Below are 18,238 nucleotides of genomic sequence, written 5' to 3' on the forward strand. Positions count from 1 at the left end.
CAAGAAGAAACTGGCGGCGTAATCGCCGCGACGATCCTCCGGGAGGACATCACGATGACCACGCCGAACACGGAGCTGTGGGAGGTCTTCATCCGCAGCCGCAACGGGCTGGCGCACAAGCACGTCGGCTCGCTGCACGCCGCCGACGCCACGCTGGCGCTGCAGGCCGCGCGCGACATCTACACTCGCCGTGGCGAAGGCCTGTCGATCTGGGTGGTGCCATCGAACGCGATCACCGCGAGCGATCCCGCCGACGCCGGCATGCTGTTCGAGCCAGCGGAAAGCAAGATCTATCGCCATCCGACGTTCTACGAAGTGCCCGACGAAGTCGGGCATATGTAAATCGTTGATGTGGGAATAAGCACGCCGACCCGGACTCTACGTCGTCATGCCCGGGCTCGTCCCGGGCATCCACGCCTTCCGGCATGTGCGGCAAACAAGACGTGGATGGCCGGGACAAGCCCGGCCATGACGGAAGGCTCGACAAATCTCAGCGAGACGCGTGCATGTCCCTCACCACTACTGACACCCCGCTCTTCACCTTCGCGCTGCGCCGCGCCGACGATGCGCTCGTGCTCGGGCATCGGCTGTCGGAATGGTGCGGGCATGCGCCGATGCTGGAAGAGGACATGGCGCTGTCGAACATCGCGCTCGACCTGATCGGACAGGCGCGCGAGCTCTACAGCTATGCTGGACAGGTCGAGGGCCGGGGCCGCGGCGAGGATCAGCTGGCGTACCTGCGCGAGGAGCGGCACTACCAGAACCTATTACTGGTCGAGCAGCCGAATGGCGATTTCGCCCGCACCATCGCCCGGCAACTGTTCTACTCGGCATTCGCCGATCCGTATTGGCGAGCGATGATGCAATCGTCCGACGCCACGCTTGCCGCAATTGCCGCCAAGTCGGAAAAGGAAAGCGCCTATCATCTCCGCCATGCCGCCGAGTGGATGATCCGGCTCGGCGACGGCACCGATGAAAGCCATCGCCGCGCCCAGGACGCTGTCGATGCGCTGTGGGCGTTCACCGGCGAGCTGTTCGAGGCCGACGATGCCGAGCGCCGGCTGATCGAGGCCGGCGTCGCGATCGATCCGGCGAGCCTCCGTGGTGCTTGGCAAAGCACGATCGAGACCGTGCTGCGCGAAGCGACGCTGACCGTGCCGGGCAATCCATGGATGCAGCAGGGCGGCCGCAGCGGCCGCCACACCGAGCATCTCGGCCGGCTGCTCGCCGAGTTGCAGCACATGCAGCGGACCTATCCGGGGCTGAAATGGTGACGCTGACGGGGAGCGACGCCGAGCTGCGGCAGCGCGCCTGGGATGCCGCCGCCACGGTGTGCGATCCGGAAATCCCGGTGCTGAGCATCGCCGATCTCGGCGTGCTGCGCGAGGTCCGCGTCGAACAGGGCCGCGTCGAAGTTGCGATCACCCCGACCTATTCGGGGTGTCCGGCGATGAACATGATCGCACTCGAAATCGAGACCGCACTGGCGCGCGCCGGAATCGCGGATGCGCGGGTCAAGACAGTATTGGCGCCGGCCTGGACCACCGACTGGATGAGCGAGGCCGGCCGCGCCAAGCTGAAGGATTACGGCATCGCGCCGCCGCAGGCGACCGGCTCGCGCCGGGCGCTGTTCGGCGCTCTCGAAATCGCGTGCCCGCAGTGCGGTTCGACCGACACCGAGCAATTGTCCGAATTCGGCTCGACCTCGTGCAAGGCGCTGTGGCGCTGCAAGAGCTGCCGCGAACCGTTCGATTATTTCAAATGCCATTGAGCGCCGCCATGAACATCTCTGCCAGCATTCCGCGCTTTCATCCGCTGATCATCGCCGATCTGCGCCGCGAGGGTCGCGACGCGATTTCGCTGAGTTTTGCGATTCCGCCGGAGCTTGCGGGCGCCTATCAGTTCGTGCCGGGCCAGTATCTGACACTGCGCACCACGATGGACGGCGAGGAAGTGCGGCGTTCCTATTCGATCTGCTCCGGCCCGGACGACGGCGAGCTCAGGATCGCGGTGAAGAAGGTCGACGGCGGCGCGTTCTCGGTGTGGGCGACCGAGGAGCTGAAGGCTGGCGACACGATCGAGGTGATGACGCCGACCGGCCGGTTCGGCGCGCTGCACGCGGCGGAAGACACGCGCACCTATGTGGGCTTTGCCGCCGGCAGCGGCATCACGCCGATCCTGTCGCTGATCAAGGGCGTGCTGGCGCGCGAGCCGGGCAGCCGGTTCTTCCTGTTCTACGGCAACCGCACCACCGATCAGATCCTGTTTCGCGCCACGTTGGAGACGCTGAAGGACCGCTACCTCGACCGGTTCGCGGTGTTTCATATGCTGTCGCAGGAAGAGCAGGACGTGCCGGTGATGCAGGGCCGGCTCGACCGCGACAAGGTGCGGCTGCTGCTCACCGCGATGGTGCCGGCCGCAAGCGTCGATCACGTCTTCATCTGCGGTCCGACCGGCATGAGCGACGAGGTCGAGACCACCTGCCGCGACCTCGGCATTGCCGCCGAGCGGATCCATGTCGAGCGTTTCGTCTCGGGGCTCGGCGGCAAGCCGCGGCCGAAGACGGTGGTCGAGGCTGGCGCGCCGCCGAAGGCGATCGCATCGCTGATCATCGACGGCAAGCGCCGCGAAGTGCCGGTGGCGGAAGATGAGGCGATTCTGGACGCCGCGCTGCGTGCCGGCGTCGATCTGCCGTTCGCCTGCAAGGGCGGGATGTGCTCGACCTGCCGTGCCAAGCTGGTCGAAGGCGAGGCCAAGATGGACCTCAACTACTCCCTGGAGCCCTGGGAACTCGCCGCCGGCTTCGTGCTGACCTGCCAGGCCAAACCGACCACCGACCGGGTGGTGGTGGACTACGATCATCTGTGAGCTGAGGAGGGGCGCACTCCCGTCTCCACTCGTCATTCCGGGGCGCCGCATGCCGTCATTGCGAGCCGACAGGCGAAGCAATCCAGCGCCATGCTCCGTGAAGCTGGATTGCTTCGTCGCTGCGCTCCTCGCAATGACGTTGATGATACCGGTCATTCCGGGGCGCGCGTAGCGCGAACCCGGAATCCAGAGGTTGTGGAACGATAAGGCTGAACAGCTCGAGATTCCGGGTTCGCTCACTTCGTGAGCGCCCCGGAATGACGACGGGGCGGGCTTACGGCTTCGCCGGATGGATGAACGGCCAGGGACTGGCTTCGCTGTCGCGCGGCACGTCGATGGCGATCAGTTGCGGGCCGCCGGCGGCGACTGCCTTTTCCAACGCAGGGCGGAAGTGGTCGGGCGAGGTGACGCGTGCTGCACCGACGCCGAACGATTCCGCCAGCTTGACGAAATCCGGATTGACCAGATCGGATGCCACCACGCGGCCGTCGAACAGATTGACCTGGTCGCGGCGGACATTGCCATAGGCGGAATTGTCGAACACCAGCGTTACCACGCCGATGTTGTACTGAACCGCGGTGGCGAGCTCCTGCACGCCGAACATGAAGCCGCCGTCGCCGGTGATCGCCACCACCGGCCTGTCCGGGCTGGCGACTTTGGCGCCGAGCGCGGTCGGGAAGCCGGAGCCGAGCGTGCCCTGATAGCCGGAGGTGAGGAAGGTGCGCGGCTGATAGATCGGAAAGCCGTACCAGGAGGCGAAGCCGACCTGCGACAGCTCGTCGGTGACGATGGCATCGTCCGGCAGCACATCGCGCAGGATCTTCAAATACGACATTTGCGGCTGGATCGCCTGGATCGCTTCGTTGGTCTTGGCGGTGGCGGCGCTGATCTCGTCGCGGCGGCCTTTCGTCTTGGAATAGCCCGCCTTGCTCACCGCATCGGCAAGCGCGCGGGCGCCGGCTTTCGAATCCGACACGATCGCCGCGTCGGGCGCGAACCGCCGCATCTCGGCCGGATCGATGTCGATCCGCACCGACTTCAGCCCCTCGGGGCGGAACGGCCAGCGGAAGGTGGTCGGCAGCTCCATCCGGGTGCCGATGCCGATGATCAGGTCGGTCTGCGGCCAGAGCTGATAGGCGGCCGCGAAGGTGAGGCCGAGTTCGTGCCGGTTGCTGACGATGCCGCGGCCGGAGCGAAACGCCACCACCGGCGCGTCGATCATCTCGGCGAGTTCGAGGATCTCGTCGCCGGCCTCCAGCGCGCCGGCGCCGACGAAGATCATCGGCCGCTTGCTCGCGGCGATCAGCTTCGCCGCGGCGGCGACCCGATCCGGATCGGGCGCGGGCGGTGCGATCGGATCGAGTTTCTGCGCGGCGCCGGTTTCGGTCGCCTGCGTGAACACGTCCCAAGGCATCTCCAGCGCCACCGGGCCGCGGCGGCCGCTCATCATCTCCTGAAACGCGCGCGCCACCAATGCCGGCGCGCTGCCCGGATACTCGATGCGCTCCGCCCATTTGATGAAACTGCGCAAGGTCGCGAGCTGATCCGGCATCTCGTGCAGATGGCCGCGGCCCTTGCCGAGATACGCGCTCGGCACCTGGCCGGTGAGGCACATCACCGGCTCGTTGCAGCCGAATGCGGTGAGCAGCGCCGCCGAGGCATTCAGGACGCCGGGGCCGGGCACCACGCTGAACACGCCGGGTTTGCCGGACGCGCGAGCGTAGCCGAATGCCATGTAGCCGCAGGCCTGCTCGTGCCGGGCGCCGATCACCTTCAGTTGGGCTTTGGCGAAGCCGTCGAACAGCCCATAGATCTGCGCGCCCGGCAGGCCGAACACGGTATCGACGCCGTGCGCGACGAGGCCCTGCACGATGGCTTCGCCGCCGGTCATGATGCTCATCTGGATATCCACTGCTTGCTGGGAAGAATTACTCGGCTTCGTCGACGACGCCGTTGCGCAAGACGCCGATGCCGTCGGCCTCGACCTCGATGATATCGCCGGGCTTCAGATACACCGGCGGCTCGGCGCGCGCGCCGGCGCCGGCCGGGGTGCCGGTGACGATCAGATCGCCCGGCACCAGCGTCGTAAAGGTCGAGATATAGGCGATCAGATAGCGGAAGCCGAAGATCATCCGCGAGGTGCGGTCGTCCTGCCGGGTCTCGCCGTTGACGCGCGTTGTCAGCCGAATGTCGGCGATCTGCGATTCATCGGTGTAGGGCACCAGCCACGGTCCCAGGCTTCCGGTGTGATCGAAGTTCTTGCCCTGCGTCACGTTGAACTTGGCGTGCCGGACCCAGTCGCGGATCGTGCCTTCATTGCACAGCGTGATCGCGGCGATGTGGTTCAGGGCGTCGGCTTCCTTGATGTGACGGCCGCCCTGGCCGATCACCAGCGTCAGCTCGCCTTCGTAGTCGAGCAGCTTCGACGCTCTCGGCCGCACCAGCGGCGCCCCGTGGCCGACGAAGGAGCGCGGCGTGCGCATGAACATCGACGGGAATTTCGGCGCCTCGCTGCCGTCTTTGTATTCGGCGTTGCGATCCGGATAGTTGACGCCGACGCAGATGATCTTTTCCGGCTGCGGGATCGGCGGCTGAAGCTTCACCGCGTCGCGGGCAAAGTCCGGCGCGGTATGATCGGCCTCGTCGACGATCCGCTGCAGGGCGCCGGCCGCGATCACCTCGCGCAGCGTCGGATAGTCGTTGGCATGGCGGGCCGAAAGATCGACCACCCCATGATCACACACCGCGCCGTAGCGGGTGAGGCCGTTGACAGTGAAGGTGGCGACGCGAGGGGTGGGCATGGTGATCAACCTTTGATGCCGTCATTCCGGGGCGCGCCGTCAGGCGCGAACCCGGAATCCCGAGGTGCTCTGAACTTCTGGATTCCGGGTTCGCTCGCTTTCGCGAGCGCCCCGGAATGACGAGTTTCATGGTTCGAGTGTGCGCATCCGAGGTTCAATCCGCAATCACCACATCGGCTACGAAGGCCGGCTCGCGGACCTCCTGGCCGAGGAACGGCGAGCCCTGTTCGAACCAGGAGCGCGGTGCAGGCGCCCCCCACAGCGTCTGGCGGCGCGGGTCGCGCAGCGACCAGCGCAAAGGCTCGTGGTCGTGGTCCATGGTCTGGTAGTCGCTGCAATACAGCTCGACGCGGTGGCCGTCCGGATCGCGAACGTAGAGGAAGAACGCGTTCGAGATCCCGTGCCGGCCGGGGCCGCGTTCGAGAGCCAGCCCGCTCGACGCCATCACGTCGCAGAGGTGGATGATGTTGAGCGGGCCGGGCACCCAATAGGCGAAATGGTGCAGCCGCGGCCCGCGGCCGTTGGTCAGCGCGAAATCGTGGACGTTGCCCTTGCGGTGCATCCACGCCGCGGCGATGCGGCCGCCGTCGCCGTCTTCTTCGGCGTATTCGGTCAGGCGAAAGCCGAGCCTGGCGTAGAACTCGATGGTGTCCTGGGTCTCAGCCGCAAACACGTTGAAATGGTCGAGCCGCTGCGGATGGCAGCCCTTGTAGCGCTCGTAGCGGCGCAGCAGATGCGGCCGCTTCTCCATCGTCGCGTACAGTTCGAGCCGATAGCCGAACGGATCGGTGACGTGCAGCGTGCGGCCCTGATAGGGGCGGTCGACGAAGCTGTAGATCAGCCCGTTCTCGGCGAAGAAGCTGCCGGCCTTGTCGAGATCGTCCTCGGTGCCGACCTTGAATCCGAGCCGCGCCGCGGCCGGCGCGTCGGCTTTCCGCAGCACCAGCGAGTGGTGCTGATGCTCCTCGCTTCCTCGCAAGTAAGCGGTGGCATCGTCGCGGTCCTCGACGTGAAGGCCGATGATCTGGTCGTAAAACGCGACGCTCTTGTCCAGATCGACGACGTCCAGCACCACATGGCTGGCGCGGACGATGTTGAACGGCGGGTCGAACACGTGTTGCGGCACCGGCATTGGCGAGGTCCCCAGGACTGGATGTTAGTTCTGCAACGTCATTCCGGGGCGCGCCGTAAGGCGCGAACCCGGAATCCCGAGATCGTGGACATGAACTGTGCTCGTGGCGAGATTCCGGGTTCGCTCGCTTTCGCGAGCGCCCCGGAATGACAAGTGGAGAGGCTTCGCACTACACCACCCCCAGCTTCTGAATCTTGTGGGTGCCGCGGGCCAGCGAGACGTGCTTGGTCTCCATGTAGAACTCGAACGAGTAGTCTCCGCCGTCGCGGCCGATGCCGGATTGCTTCATGCCGCCGAATGGGGTCGGCAGATGGCGGACGTTTTCCGAGTTCAGCCAGATCATGCCGGCTTCGAGCGCGTCGGCGACGCGGAGCGCGCGGGCCATGTCGCCGGTCCAGACATAGCCGGTGAGGCCGTAGCGGACGTCGTTGGCGATTTCGATCGCCTCGGCTTCATCCTTGAACGGGATCACGGTGAGGAACGGGCCGAACACTTCGTCCTGCGCCACCTGCATGTCGCTGCGCGCGTTCGTCACCAGCGTCGGCTGCACGTAATGCCCGCCGCCGGGGCCGTCGTAAGGCGCGCCGCCGACCGCGATGGTTGCGCCGTCCTTCCGAGCGACGTCGACATAGGAGCACACCTTGTCGAGATGGCGCTGATGGATCAGCGGGCCGACCTCGGTGGCCGGATCGAGCGGGTGGCCGACTCTCAGCGCACGCACGCGTGCCGCGAGCTTTTCGATGAACTGATCGGCGATCGACGCCTGCACCAGCAACCGGCTCGACGAGGTGCAGCGTTCGCCGTTGAGCGAGTAGATCATGAACACCACGGCATCGAGCGCGCGGTCGAGATCGGCGTCGTCGAACACGATCACCGGGTTCTTGCCGCCGAGTTCGAAATGCACCCGCTTCAGCGTCGGTGCGCCCTGCGCCATGATGGCGGCGCCGGTCGAGGTTTCGCCGACGAAGGCGATTGCCTTGATGGCGGGATGTTCGGTCAGCGCCTTGCCGGCCTCTTCGCCAAAGCCGTGCACGGTATTGAGCACGCCGTCCGGCAGGCCGGCGTCCCTGCAGATCCGCGCCAGCAGGTCGGCCGTCACCGGCGACCACTCGGCCGGCTTGTGCACCACGGTGCAGCCGGCCGCGAGCGCGGGCGCGATCTTCCAGGTCGACAGCATGAACGGCGTATTCCACGGCGTGATCACGCCGACCGGGCCGATCGGCACCCGGGTCGAGACGTTCCAATGCTCGTCGCTCGGCGTGTTCAGCCCGTCGCGGGCCTCGGTGCATTTGTCGGCGAAGAACCGGAAGTTCTCGGCGGCGCGGATCGCGGCCTTGGCCATGAAGCGATGCGCCTGGCCGGTATCGATGCATTCCAGCACCGCGATGTCGTCGGCGCGCGCCTCGATCGCATCGGCGATTTTGTGCAGTAGCTTGCGCCGCCTGGCGGGCGCCATGTCGCGCCACGCCGGAAACGCCGCCTTGGCTGCTTTGGCGGCGCGATCGATATCCTCCACGGTGCCGCGCGCCACCTGCGCCAGCACCGCATTGTCGATCGGCGAGGCCGTCTCGAACACCTCGCCGGATGAGGCCGCAACGATCTCGCCGCCGATCAGATGGCCGATGCCATCGGCCTCGAGTTGCTTCAGCAGCGGTGCGGCGCGGTCGAGATTGGCCTGGAATCCGGAAGTGTTGGTGGCGGCATCAGCCATGTCGGGCCTCGGCGATCAGGAGGTCGTGGATCGAATTGCGCTTCCAGCTCGTCTCCCGGTCGTTCACCACCATGTCGAACGACAGTGCGAATCCCTCGTCGCCGAACAGCGGATCGAGATAGTGCGAGAGCTGGGCGAAGATGTGGTCGCCGGCGCGCTTGCGGGCGGCGAGGTCGCGGCCTTCGCCGAGCCGCAGCAGCATCGCCATGAAGGCGAAGCCAGGCCGGCCGTCGGCGATCGCGTAAGCCTCGCAGCGGATCGCGCGGACGCGGATGCCGCCCACCGGAAACATCCCGGTTTCGATCGCGGCAACGCGCACCAGCTCGACAATCTCGGCGATGTCGATCCGGTCGTCGAGATTGGCGGAATACTCGATGGTGAAATGCGGCATGGATCCCTCGCCTCGGTCTGTCGTCCGAAGTAACAATTCACGGGCCGTCGTGGCCGTCGCCGGCCCGGATTCCGGTACGGTCCATCCAACAAAACCGTCGCGCGCCTACTGGTTAACATGTTAAATGATGACGCTCAAACCGAAACCGCGTCTGCTGCGATGCGAAAGAATTCACCGCCGTCATTGCGCGCCAAACGGAGCAATCCGGCCGCGCGGCCGAAGTCGGGCTTGCTCCGCGATGCGCCTCGCAAGGGCGGGGACGTGCGCGGTGAAAGCAAGCCGCCGATGCGCGAGTTCTCGCGCTCGCTGCCGATGCTGTTGCTGCGCGGCCGCGAGGCGGTGATGCGGCACTTCCGGCCGCTGCTGCGCGCGCACGGGCTCAGCGAGCAGCAATGGCGGATTTTGCGGGTCCTCACGGCCGTCGAATCGCTCGAGGTGACAGATCTGGCGGAGCGCGCCTTCCTGCTCGGACCCAGCCTGTCGCGGATGCTGCGTGATCTGGAAGCGCGCAAGCTGGTGGCGCGCAAGCCGGCCAAGGACGATCAACGCCGCAGCATGATGTCGATCACCGCCAAGGGGCTGAAGCTGATCGAGACCGTCGCGCCGTTCTCGGAAGCGATCTATGCCGAGATCACGCGGCGGACCGGTGGCGATCGTCTCGCCGAACTGCAGGACCTGCTGCGGGTGCTGGAGGCGAGTCTGATCGCGATGCCGGTGCGCCATGCCGGGAGCGCGGTGGACAGCGAAGCCGAATTTCGCTCAACTCGCGCCATACAAAAACGACCGAGGGCGAAGTCCGCGGCGCCGGGAGGAGACGACGAATGACGCAACAGCCCATGACCGCTGGCCGGCGGAGTGCGCCGACATGGTGACGGTGCAGGTCGATCGGCTGATCGATTTCGTCGCCCAGGTGTTCGAACGCGCCGGCTCGTCGAAGGAGGAGGCGCGGCGGATCGGCTGTTATCTCACCACCGCCAATCTCACCGGCCACGACAGTCACGGCGTCATCCGCGTCCCGGTCTACATCCGCTGGCGTAACGCCGGCGCGGTGCATCCGGACCAGACCGTCGATGTGCCGGTCGATCTGCCGTCGCTCGCGGTGGTCGACGGCAAGTTCGGCTATGGCCAAACGGTGGGACCGCAGGCGGTGCGGATCGGCATCGACAAGTGCAAGTCACAAGGCCTGTCGGCGATCGCGCTGAAGAACTCCGGCCATATCGGCCGGATCGGCGATTGGGCCGAGATGGCGGCGGCCGAAGGGCTGGTGTCGATTCATTTCGTCACCGCGGCCGGCTCGATTCTCGTTGCGCCGTTCGGCGGGGTCGAACGCCGATTGTCGACCGCGCCGTATTGCGTCGGCATCCCGCGGACCGGCGCGACGCCGGTGGTGCTCGATCTTGCCACCTCGATCGTCGCGGAAGGCAAGGTGCTGGTCGCGGCGCGCGGCGGCAAGAAACTGCCGCAAGGCGCGCTGATCAATGCCGACGGCTCCTTGAGCGAAGATCCGGCGACGCTGTATGGCCCGCACGAGAAGGACGGCCCGATCAATCACGCCAATGGAACGGGCGCGATCCGCGCCTTCGGCGAGCACAAGGGCTCGGGGCTGGCGCTGATCTGCGAACTGCTCGGCGGCGCGCTCACCGGCAATGGCGCGACGGGGCCGAACCGGCCGTTCGCCAACGGCATGTTCTCGATCTATGTCGATCCCAAGCGGATCGATCCGGCGCATGTCTTCGACGCCGAGGTCACCCGCTACATCGACTTCTTCAAGAGCTCCAAAACGGTCGCGGGCGTCGATCAAGTGTTGATCCCCGGAGATCCCGAAACCGCCACCCGGGCCGAGCGCACGAAAAACGGTGTCCCGCTTCCGGATGATACCTGGGCCGCGATCGTCGCGACCGCTCGCGAAGTCGGCGTGTCCGAGCAGGCGATCAAGGCGGCGACAGCGTGATGGATCGCGGCCGGCACGACCTCATCCTGAGGAGCCGCGAGCAGCGCGGCGTCTCGAAGGATGGGCCACGCGGCGCGCGCTATCCACGCAGCCCATGGTTCGAGACGGCGCTACGCGCCTCCTCACCATGAGGGATTCTGCTTGGCCAGGTCACATGGCGTCATGCGCGGGCTCGACCCACGCATCCATCGTTCTTCGCAAGATGGATCGCCGGGCCTTCGCCGCGCCGAAGGGCTTCGGCCCCGCAGGCGGGTCTAGCCCGGCGATGACGATCGTTTGATAAGTGAGTCCGCGGATCAACAACGCACTTCGGGGAGCAACAATGGCAAACAAAGTCAAACAACTCTGGGCCGACGGCAAAGTCGTGGTCAATGGCTGGCTGGCGATTCCGTCGGGGTTCTCGGCGGAGGTGATGGCGCAGTGCGGGTTCGACAGCGTCACGGTCGATATCCAGCACGGCGTGCAGGATTATCAGTCGATGGTCACCTGCTTCCAGGCGATGCAGGCGCATCCGGTGACGCCGATGGTGCGGGTGCCGTGGAACGAGCCGGGCATCATCGGCAAGGTGCTGGACGGCGGCGCTTTTGGGGTGATCTGTCCGATGGTCAATACCAAGGAAGAGGCGGAGAATTTCGTCCAGTATTGCAAATATCCGCCGCGCGGCACCCGCAGCAACGGTCCGATCCGCGCCGGGCTGTACGGTTCGTCCGGTAACTATCAGGCGACCGCGAACGACGAGACGCTGTGCATCCCGATGATCGAGACCCGCACCGCGGTCGAGAACATGGAGGCGATCCTCGACGTCGAGGGCATCGCCGGCGTCTATATCGGCCCATCGGATCTCGGCTTCTCCTACGGCCTGGTGCCGAAGCTCGACCGCGACGAGCCGGAGATCCTGAAGATCTACGACAAGCTGCTGAAGGAATGCGACAAGCGCGGCCTGTATCCGGGCATCCACTGTTCCGGCCCCGAAGGCGCCGCCCGCAACATCGCCCTCGGCTTCAAGCTGGTGACGCTGCTCAACGACAGCGGCATCATGGCGATCGGCGCGCGGAGCTGGGTCGCCGAAACGCGGAAGAACTCGGGCGGGAAGGCGTAAGGGTCGCCGCCTTCAATCCCCACTCACCGTCATCCTCCGTGAAAGCGGAGGATCCAGTATTCCAGAGCATTGGTGTTCGGTCGCAAACGCTCTGGGATACTGGGTCGCCCGCTTTCGCGGGCGATGACGGCAGTGTGTGAGGGGCCAGACGCCTTCCGCTTGTGCACCCCTTGCCCTTTGTTAGCGCTTGATCGCCCCGAGTTCCGGTGTTCTGCTCAAATTCAATGCCGGAGCTGCCCTCGTGTCGATCTACGTCGCCCTTCATCACGTCACGCATTACAAATACGACCGCCCGGTCGACATCGGCCCCCAGACCATCCGGCTGCGTCCGGCGCCGCATACCCGGACGCCGATTCTGTCGTATTCGCTGAAGGTCACGCCGGCCAACCACTTCATCAATTGGCAGCAGGACCCGCAGGGCAATTGGCTGGCGCGGTTCGTGTTTCCGGAGAAGGCCGACGAACTCAAGATCGAGGTCGATTTCACCGCGGCGATGACGGTGATCAACCCGTTCGACTTCTTCGTCGAAAGTTATGCCGAGAGCTTCCCGTTCTCATATACCGCCGACCTGCAGCACGAACTGGCGCCGTATCTGGCGACGACCGAGCCGGGGCCGTTGTTCAAAGCCTATCTCGATTCGATTCCGCGCGAGGCCGAGAGCACGGTCAACTTTCTGGTCGATCTCAACGCCAAACTGCGCGAGCGCGTCAATTACATCATCCGGATGGAGCCGGGCGTGCAGACGCCGGAGGAGACGCTCGCCAAGAGCGCCGGCTCGTGCCGCGACTCCGCCTGGCTGCTGATCCAGACGTTGCGGCATCTCGGTCTCGCGGCGCGGTTCGTGTCCGGTTATTTGATCCAGCTCCGCCCCGACATCGAATCGCTCGACGGCCCGAAGGGCGCCGCGCACGATTTCACCGATCTGCACGCCTGGGCCGAAGTGTATCTGCCCGGCGCCGGCTGGGTCGGCTTCGACGTCACCTCGGGTCTGCTCGCCGGCGAGGGCCACATCCCGGTCGCCGCCACGCCACATTATCGCACGGCGGCGCCGATCTCCGGCGTGGTCGGCTTCGCCAATGTCGATTTCAACTTCGACATGCGGGTCGAGCGCATCCGCGAAGTGCCGCGCATCACCATGCCGTTCTCCGACGAATCCTGGGCGCGGCTCGATGCGCTCGGCGACAAGGTCGATGCCGATCTGACCGCGCACGACGTTCGGCTGACGATGGGCGGCGAGCCGACCTTCGTGTCGATCGACGACATGGAATCGCCGGAGTGGAACGTCGCCGCGGTCGGCGGCGCCAAGCGGATGCTGGCCGACGATCTGATCCGGCGCCTGCGCACGCGGTTTGCGCCGGGTGGCCTTCTCCATTTCGGCCAAGGCAAATGGTACCCGGGTGAAAGCCTGCCGCGCTGGGCGTTCGGTCTGTATTGGCGCAAGGACGGCGTGCCGATCTGGAACAATGCCGATCTGATCGCGCCGGTGGTCGGGCAGCGCCCGGCCAAGGTCGAGGAGGCCGAGCAGTTCGCGCTTCACACCGCCAAGCGGCTCGGCATCGATACCGACTACGTGCTGCCGGCGTTCGAAGATCCGAACCATTGGCTGCAGAAGGAAGCGGCGCTGCCGCCGAATGTCGATCCGCTCGACAGCAAGCTGTCCGATCCGGAGGAGCGCGCTAGGATGGCGCGGGTGTTCGACACTGGGCTGAATACGCCGCGCGGCTTCGTGCTGCCGATCCAGGCTTGGAATGCGGACGCCGCGCCGGCGCACAAGAAGCGCTGGCGCAGCGAGCGCTGGAAGCTGCGACGCGGCAATCTGTTCCTGCTGCCCGGCGACTCGCCGCTCGGCTTCCGGCTGCCGATCTCGTCGCTGCCGCACATCCCAGAAGACGACTATCCGTTCATCGTGCCGCGCGATCCCTTGGAGCCGCGCGGTGCGCTGCCGCTGTTCGCGCCGCCGCCGGCGGACGAAGCCGAGCCGGAGCGCGAGCAGATGGCGGTGTTCGAACAGTCGGCCGAGGCGATGACAAGTCAGCCGGTCGAGGAGCAGAAGCTGCGTAAGGGAGGCGTCCGCACCGCGATGTCGATCGAGCTGCGCGAGGGCGTGCTGTGTGCCTTCATGCCGCCGACCGAGAGAATCGAGGACTATCTCGAGCTGATCGCCGCGGTCGAAGCCACTGCCGAAGAGATGCAGATCCGCGTGCACATCGAGGGCTATCCGCCGCCTTACGATCCGCGCATCGACGTCATCAAGGTGACGCCAGATCCGGGCGTGATCGAAGTCAATATTCAACCGGCGCAAAACTGGCGCGACGCGGTGCGCACCACGTTCGGTCTGTACGAGGACGCAGCCCAAGTGCGGCTCGGCGCCAATCGCTTCCTGATCGACGGCCGCCACACCGGCACCGGTGGCGGCAATCATGTCGTGGTCGGCGGCGCCAGCCCGGCGGATTCGCCGTTCCTGCGCCGGCCGGATCTGCTCAAGAGCCTGGTGCTGTTCTGGCAGCGGCATCCGTCGCTGTCGTATCTATTCTCCGGCATGTTCATCGGTCCGACCAGCCAGGCACCGCGGATCGACGAGGCGCGGCACGATTCGTTGTATGAACTCGAAATCGCGCTGGCGCATGTGCCGCCACCGGGCGTCAAGGGGCCGCTGTGGCTCGCCGACCGGCTGTTCCGCAACATCCTGGTCGACATCACCGGCAACACCCATCGCGCCGAAATCTGCATCGACAAGATGTACTCGCCGGATAGTCCGACCGGCCGCCTCGGCCTGGTCGAATTCCGCGCGCTCGAGATGCCGCCCGATCCGCGGATGAGTCTGGCGCAGCAGCTTCTGATCCGCGCGCTGATCGCGATGCTGTGGCGCGAGCCGCTCTCCGGCAAGTTCGTGCGCTGGGGCACCGCGCTGCACGACCGCTTCATGCTGCCGCATTATTTGTGGGAAGACTTCCGCGACGTGCTCGGCGAACTCGCCCGCGCCGGCTATGCGTTCGAGCCGGAGTGGTTCACCGCGCAGCTCGAGTTTCGCTTTCCCGTGTTCGGCAGCGTGTATCACGGCGGTGTCACGCTGGAGGTGCGGCAGGCGCTGGAGCCGTGGCACGTGCTCGGCGAAGAGGGCACTGCGGGCGGCACGGTGCGCTATGTCGACAGTTCGGTGGAGCGGCTGCAGGTCAAGGCCGAAGGCTTCGTCGAAGGCCGCCACGTCATCACCTGCAATGGCCGCCGGCTGCCGATGACGCCGACCGCGCGCGCCGGCGAGGCGGTGGCGGCGGTCCGGTTCAAGGCGTGGCAGCCGGCCGCCGGGCTGCATCCGACGATTCCCGTGCACGCGCCGCTGGTGTTCGACATCGTCGACACCTGGAATGGCCGCTCGCTCGGCGGCTGCGTCTACCACGTCGCCCATCCCGGCGGCCGCGCCTATGAGACCAAGCCGGTGAACTCGTATGAAGCCGAGGCGCGTCGGCTGGCCCGGTTCCAGGATCACGGCCACACCCCGGGCCGGATCGATCCGCCGCAGGAAGAACGCACACTTGAATTCCCCCTGACCCTCGACTTGCGCACGCCGCTGCTGCATTGAATCATTCCGCATGGGGGATGAGACGATGGCGCAGCAAGGCGGCCCGGCCCGAAAGGCGCGACCGCGCGACCGCAAGGTCGGGCAGTGGACCCGCGACTACACGCGGCTGCCCGGCATCCCCGATGAATTCATCGGCGCCGATGGCCAGCCGCGTGCGGTCTGGAGTCGTTTTTTCGACGCGTTCGCAGCTCTGTCCGCCGACGAGATCGAGCGCCGCTTCGCCGCCGCCGACCGGCATCTGCGCGATGCCGGCGTCACCTATCGGGCGCCGGGCGATGCCGCCGATCGCGCTTGGCCGCTCAGCCACGTCCCGCTGCTGATCGGCGAGACCGAATGGCAGCAGATCGCCGCCGGCATCGCCCAGCGCGCGACGCTGCTCGAAGGCGTGCTGCAGGACATCTACGGCGACGGCCAACTGATCGCCGAGGGCGCGCTGCCGGCCGCCGCGATCGCCGGCAGCGCCGATTATCTGCGGCCGATGGTCGGGGTGAAGCCACCGGGCGGCCGCTATTTGCACTTCTACGCTGCCGACATCGGCCGCGGTCCCGACGGGCAGTGGTGGGTGCTGGGCGATCGCACGCAGGCGCCGTCGGGTGCCGGCTATGCGCTGGAAAACCGCCTGGTGCTGTCGCGCGCCTTCAACGACCTCTACAAGTCGATGAATGTCGAGCGCGTCGCCTCGTTCTTCGAGGCGTTCCGCGACAGCCTGCGCGCGATCGCCGATCGCGACGAACCGCGGATCGGGCTGCTGACGCCGGGCCGGTTTAGCGAGACTTACTTCGAGCACGCCACGCTGGCGCGCTATCTCGGCTTCCTGCTGGTCGAAGGCGACGATCTCGCGGTGTCCGACGATCGCCTGCACATCCGCACCGTCGCCGGCCTGAAGCGGATCGACGTGCTGCTGCGGCGTGTCGATGCCAATTCGCTCGATCCGCTCGAGCTGGACGCTTCGTCGCAGCTCGGCGTCGCCGGTCTGATCGACGTGGTCCGCAAGAGCGGCGTCGTCGTCGCCAACATGCCGGGCTCCGGCGTGCTGGAAGCGCGCTCGCTGCTCGGCTTCCTGCCGCCCTTGGCGCGCCGGCTGCTCGGCGAGGATCTGAAAATGCCGCACATCGCCACCTGGTGGTGCGGCCAGGCGGCGGCGCGCGAGGAAGTGCTCGACCGGCTGGACGAGTTCGTGATCGAAGGCGCTTACGGCCAGAGCGTGCCGGGCTTCTCGCATCACGGTCCGGTGCTGCCCGGCGAATTGCCGCCGGTGGTGCGCGATCATCTGCGCGACGCGATTGCGGCGCGCGGCCTCGACTATGTGGCGCAGGAGCAGGTCCGGCTGTCGACTACACCGGTGTGGGACGACGGCAAGCTGGCGCCGCGGCCGTTCGTGCTGCGGGTGTTCGCCGCCGCCACCGAACAGGGCTGGGCGGTGATGCCCGGCGGGTTCTGCCGGATCGCCGACCGCCTCGATTCGCGGGCGGTGTCGATGGGCGCGGGCGCCCGTGCCGCCGACGTCTGGGTGGTCGCCGATCACGCGGTGGCGCCATCCTCGCTGCTGCCCGCGGTCGACAGCGTTCGCATCCGTCGCATCACCGGCGTGCTGCCGAGCCGCGCCGCCGACAATCTGTTCTGGCTCGGGCGCTATCTCGAACGCGCCGAGGCGACGCTGCGGCTGCTGCGCGCGCTCAGCGCTCCGCAGCGCGATCCCGGCAAGGGACCGCTGCACCACGCCATCGAGAAGATCCAGCGGCTGCTGATCGCCTGGGGTGCGACCTCGCTCGGCCCCCGCGCGCACACCGCCAAGATCGCCGCTGGGGCCTTGCAGAGTCCGGACGAGTTCGGCTCGGCGCTGTCGCTGATCCGCGCCGCCCAGCGCAACGCCTCGTCGCTGCGCGAGCGGCTGTCGCCGGATGCCTGGCACGTCATCACCCAGATGGAAGCGCGTCTCGCGGTGCCGGTCGAGGGCGAAGAGGCGGTGATCCAGGCCGCCGATGTGGCGCTGCAGGAGCTGGCAGGCTTCTCGGGCCTGTCGAACGAGAACATGAACCGCGCCGCCGGCTGGCGCTTCCTGCGGATCGGCCGGCGCGTCGAGCGCGCGGTCAACACCGCGCGGTTCGCCCGGCAGTTCTCCTGCGACGGCGCGACCTCCGAAGACCTCGACGTGCTGCTGACGCTGGTGGATTCCCAGATCACCTACCGGTCGCGCTATCTGCTGGCGCCACTGCTGGCGCCGGTGCGCGATCTGGCGGTGCTCGATCCCTACAATCCGCGCTCGGTGGCGTTCCAGGTCGAAGAGCTCAACGACCACATCGCCAGCCTGCCGGCGCTGCACGAAGGCGGGTTGATCGAGCGGCCGCAGCGGCTGGCGGTAGCGGCACTGGCGAAGCTCACCGCGGCCGAGGTCGAGGCGATCGACGCATCGTGGCTGTTCGCGCTGGAGCAGGACCTGCTCGGTCTCGCCGAGGCGGTCGGCGCGCACTACTTCCCGCACGGCGCCAGCGCGATGCGGCCGGAAAAGCTGACGGGGCTGGCGTGATCTACGACATTCGCCATGTCACGACCTATTCGTACGGCAGTCAGGTCAGCTTCGCCCGCTGTTCGCTGCGGCTGAAGCCGCTCGCCGATTTCGGCCAGACGCTGCTGTCGCATGCTATCGAGATCAAGCCGCGACCGGCGGCGCGCACCGTCCGCACCGATTACTTCGGTACGCTGAC

The 18,238-nt window shown here is 66.7% G+C and carries 15 protein-coding genes; 10 read left to right on the top strand and 5 right to left on the bottom strand.

The window, feature by feature from the left end:
• Nucleotides 1–54: 54 nt before the first annotated feature.
• The 4 genes from paaB to paaE all read left to right on the top strand — a co-directional run bounded on the left by paaB (nucleotide 55) and on the right by paaE (nucleotide 2,868).
• A complete protein-coding gene (paaB, locus tag DU475_RS17930; RefSeq protein ID WP_164632891.1) occupies nucleotides 55–342 on the top strand; it encodes a 1,2-phenylacetyl-CoA epoxidase subunit PaaB in 288 nt (95 codons plus the stop codon).
• Between the two features lie 164 nt (nucleotides 343–506).
• Nucleotides 507–1,274, top strand: coding sequence for a 1,2-phenylacetyl-CoA epoxidase subunit PaaC (paaC, locus tag DU475_RS17935; RefSeq protein ID WP_164632892.1), 768 nt, complete (start codon nucleotides 507–509; stop codon nucleotides 1,272–1,274).
• On the top strand, nucleotides 1,268–1,771 hold the full coding sequence (paaD, locus tag DU475_RS17940) for a 1,2-phenylacetyl-CoA epoxidase subunit PaaD (protein ID WP_142883226.1): 504 nt from the start codon (nucleotides 1,268–1,270) through the stop codon (nucleotides 1,769–1,771). Before paaC ends, paaD begins: the two co-directional genes overlap by 7 nt.
• 8 nt (nucleotides 1,772–1,779) lie before the next feature.
• Nucleotides 1,780–2,868, top strand: coding sequence for a 1,2-phenylacetyl-CoA epoxidase subunit PaaE (gene paaE / locus DU475_RS17945; RefSeq protein ID WP_164632893.1), 1,089 nt, complete (start codon nucleotides 1,780–1,782; stop codon nucleotides 2,866–2,868).
• A 274-nt stretch (nucleotides 2,869–3,142) separates the two neighbouring features.
• Here paaE and DU475_RS17950 read toward each other — a convergent pair whose 3' ends face one another.
• The 5 genes from DU475_RS17950 to DU475_RS17970 all read right to left on the bottom strand — a co-directional run bounded on the left by DU475_RS17950 (nucleotide 3,143) and on the right by DU475_RS17970 (nucleotide 8,903).
• Nucleotides 3,143–4,768: a thiamine pyrophosphate-dependent enzyme gene (locus tag DU475_RS17950; protein ID WP_164632894.1), complete on the bottom strand. Its 1,626-nt coding sequence runs from the start codon at nucleotides 4,766–4,768 to the stop codon at nucleotides 3,143–3,145.
• 28 nt (nucleotides 4,769–4,796) lie between these two features.
• Nucleotides 4,797–5,669 carry a fumarylacetoacetate hydrolase family protein gene (locus DU475_RS17955; RefSeq protein ID WP_164632895.1) on the bottom strand — a complete coding sequence of 291 codons (873 nt, stop codon included), beginning with the start codon at nucleotides 5,667–5,669 and terminating at the stop codon, nucleotides 4,797–4,799.
• Nucleotides 5,670–5,823: 154 nt separating this feature from the next.
• The gene (hpaD, locus tag DU475_RS17960; RefSeq protein WP_164632896.1) at nucleotides 5,824–6,801 is read right to left on the bottom strand and encodes a 3,4-dihydroxyphenylacetate 2,3-dioxygenase; all 978 of its coding nucleotides are present in this window, start codon (nucleotides 6,799–6,801) and stop codon (nucleotides 5,824–5,826) included.
• 169 nt (nucleotides 6,802–6,970) lie between these two features.
• Entirely contained in the window at nucleotides 6,971–8,512 is a 1,542-nt protein-coding gene (gene hpaE, locus DU475_RS17965; protein ID WP_164632897.1) for a 5-carboxymethyl-2-hydroxymuconate semialdehyde dehydrogenase, read from the bottom strand.
• Nucleotides 8,505–8,903, bottom strand: coding sequence for a 5-carboxymethyl-2-hydroxymuconate Delta-isomerase (locus DU475_RS17970; protein WP_164632898.1), 399 nt, complete (start codon nucleotides 8,901–8,903; stop codon nucleotides 8,505–8,507). The genes hpaE and DU475_RS17970 overlap by 8 nt, the downstream gene beginning before the upstream one ends.
• Before the next feature lie 285 nt (nucleotides 8,904–9,188).
• Here DU475_RS17970 and hpaR point away from each other — a divergent pair, with 285 nt between their 5' ends.
• From hpaR to DU475_RS18000, 6 genes are all read left to right on the top strand, one after another.
• Nucleotides 9,189–9,728, top strand: a complete 540-nt coding sequence (hpaR, locus tag DU475_RS17975) for a homoprotocatechuate degradation operon regulator HpaR (protein WP_164632903.1) — start codon at nucleotides 9,189–9,191, stop codon at nucleotides 9,726–9,728.
• 40 nt (nucleotides 9,729–9,768) lie between these two features.
• Nucleotides 9,769–10,854 carry a malate/lactate/ureidoglycolate dehydrogenase gene (locus DU475_RS17980; RefSeq protein ID WP_164632899.1) on the top strand — a complete coding sequence of 362 codons (1,086 nt, stop codon included), beginning with the start codon at nucleotides 9,769–9,771 and terminating at the stop codon, nucleotides 10,852–10,854.
• A 322-nt stretch (nucleotides 10,855–11,176) separates the two neighbouring features.
• Nucleotides 11,177–11,953 (top strand): HpcH/HpaI aldolase family protein, encoded by a 777-nt coding sequence (locus tag DU475_RS17985; protein ID WP_164632900.1) that lies wholly within the window; start codon nucleotides 11,177–11,179, stop codon nucleotides 11,951–11,953.
• Nucleotides 11,954–12,194: 241 nt separating this feature from the next.
• Nucleotides 12,195–15,533, top strand: coding sequence for a transglutaminase family protein (locus DU475_RS17990; protein ID WP_164632901.1), 3,339 nt, complete (start codon nucleotides 12,195–12,197; stop codon nucleotides 15,531–15,533).
• Between the two features lie 25 nt (nucleotides 15,534–15,558).
• Nucleotides 15,559–18,060, top strand: coding sequence for a circularly permuted type 2 ATP-grasp protein (locus tag DU475_RS17995; RefSeq protein WP_164632902.1), 2,502 nt, complete (start codon nucleotides 15,559–15,561; stop codon nucleotides 18,058–18,060).
• Nucleotides 18,057–18,238: transglutaminase N-terminal domain-containing protein (locus DU475_RS18000; RefSeq protein ID WP_349644210.1), on the top strand; the 182-nt coding region annotated here is incomplete at its 3' end. The genes DU475_RS17995 and DU475_RS18000, both read left to right, overlap by 4 nt.

The organism is Rhodopseudomonas sp. WA056, from assembly GCF_010906995.1.
GTDB lineage: Bacteria > Pseudomonadota > Alphaproteobacteria > Rhizobiales > Xanthobacteraceae > Rhodopseudomonas > Rhodopseudomonas palustris_G.

Coding starts and splice junctions, on each gene's coding strand:
- DU475_RS17980 (WP_164632899.1), top strand. CDS start 9,769: ATGGTGACGGTGCAGGTCGATCGGCTGATCGATTTCGTCGCCCAGGTG.
- hpaD (WP_164632896.1), bottom strand. CDS start 6,801: ATGCCGGTGCCGCAACACGTGTTCGACCCGCCGTTCAACATCGTCCGC.
- paaE (WP_164632893.1), top strand. CDS start 1,780: ATGAACATCTCTGCCAGCATTCCGCGCTTTCATCCGCTGATCATCGCC.
- DU475_RS17955 (WP_164632895.1), bottom strand. CDS start 5,669: ATGCCCACCCCTCGCGTCGCCACCTTCACTGTCAACGGCCTCACCCGC.
- paaC (WP_164632892.1), top strand. CDS start 507: ATGTCCCTCACCACTACTGACACCCCGCTCTTCACCTTCGCGCTGCGC.
- paaD (WP_142883226.1), top strand. CDS start 1,268: ATGGTGACGCTGACGGGGAGCGACGCCGAGCTGCGGCAGCGCGCCTGG.
- hpaE (WP_164632897.1), bottom strand. CDS start 8,512: ATGGCTGATGCCGCCACCAACACTTCCGGATTCCAGGCCAATCTCGAC.
- DU475_RS17995 (WP_164632902.1), top strand. CDS start 15,559: ATGGCGCAGCAAGGCGGCCCGGCCCGAAAGGCGCGACCGCGCGACCGC.
- paaB (WP_164632891.1), top strand. CDS start 55: ATGACCACGCCGAACACGGAGCTGTGGGAGGTCTTCATCCGCAGCCGC.
- DU475_RS17950 (WP_164632894.1), bottom strand. CDS start 4,768: ATGAGCATCATGACCGGCGGCGAAGCCATCGTGCAGGGCCTCGTCGCG.
- hpaR (WP_164632903.1), top strand. CDS start 9,189: ATGCGCGAGTTCTCGCGCTCGCTGCCGATGCTGTTGCTGCGCGGCCGC.
- DU475_RS17985 (WP_164632900.1), top strand. CDS start 11,177: ATGGCAAACAAAGTCAAACAACTCTGGGCCGACGGCAAAGTCGTGGTC.
- DU475_RS17970 (WP_164632898.1), bottom strand. CDS start 8,903: ATGCCGCATTTCACCATCGAGTATTCCGCCAATCTCGACGACCGGATC.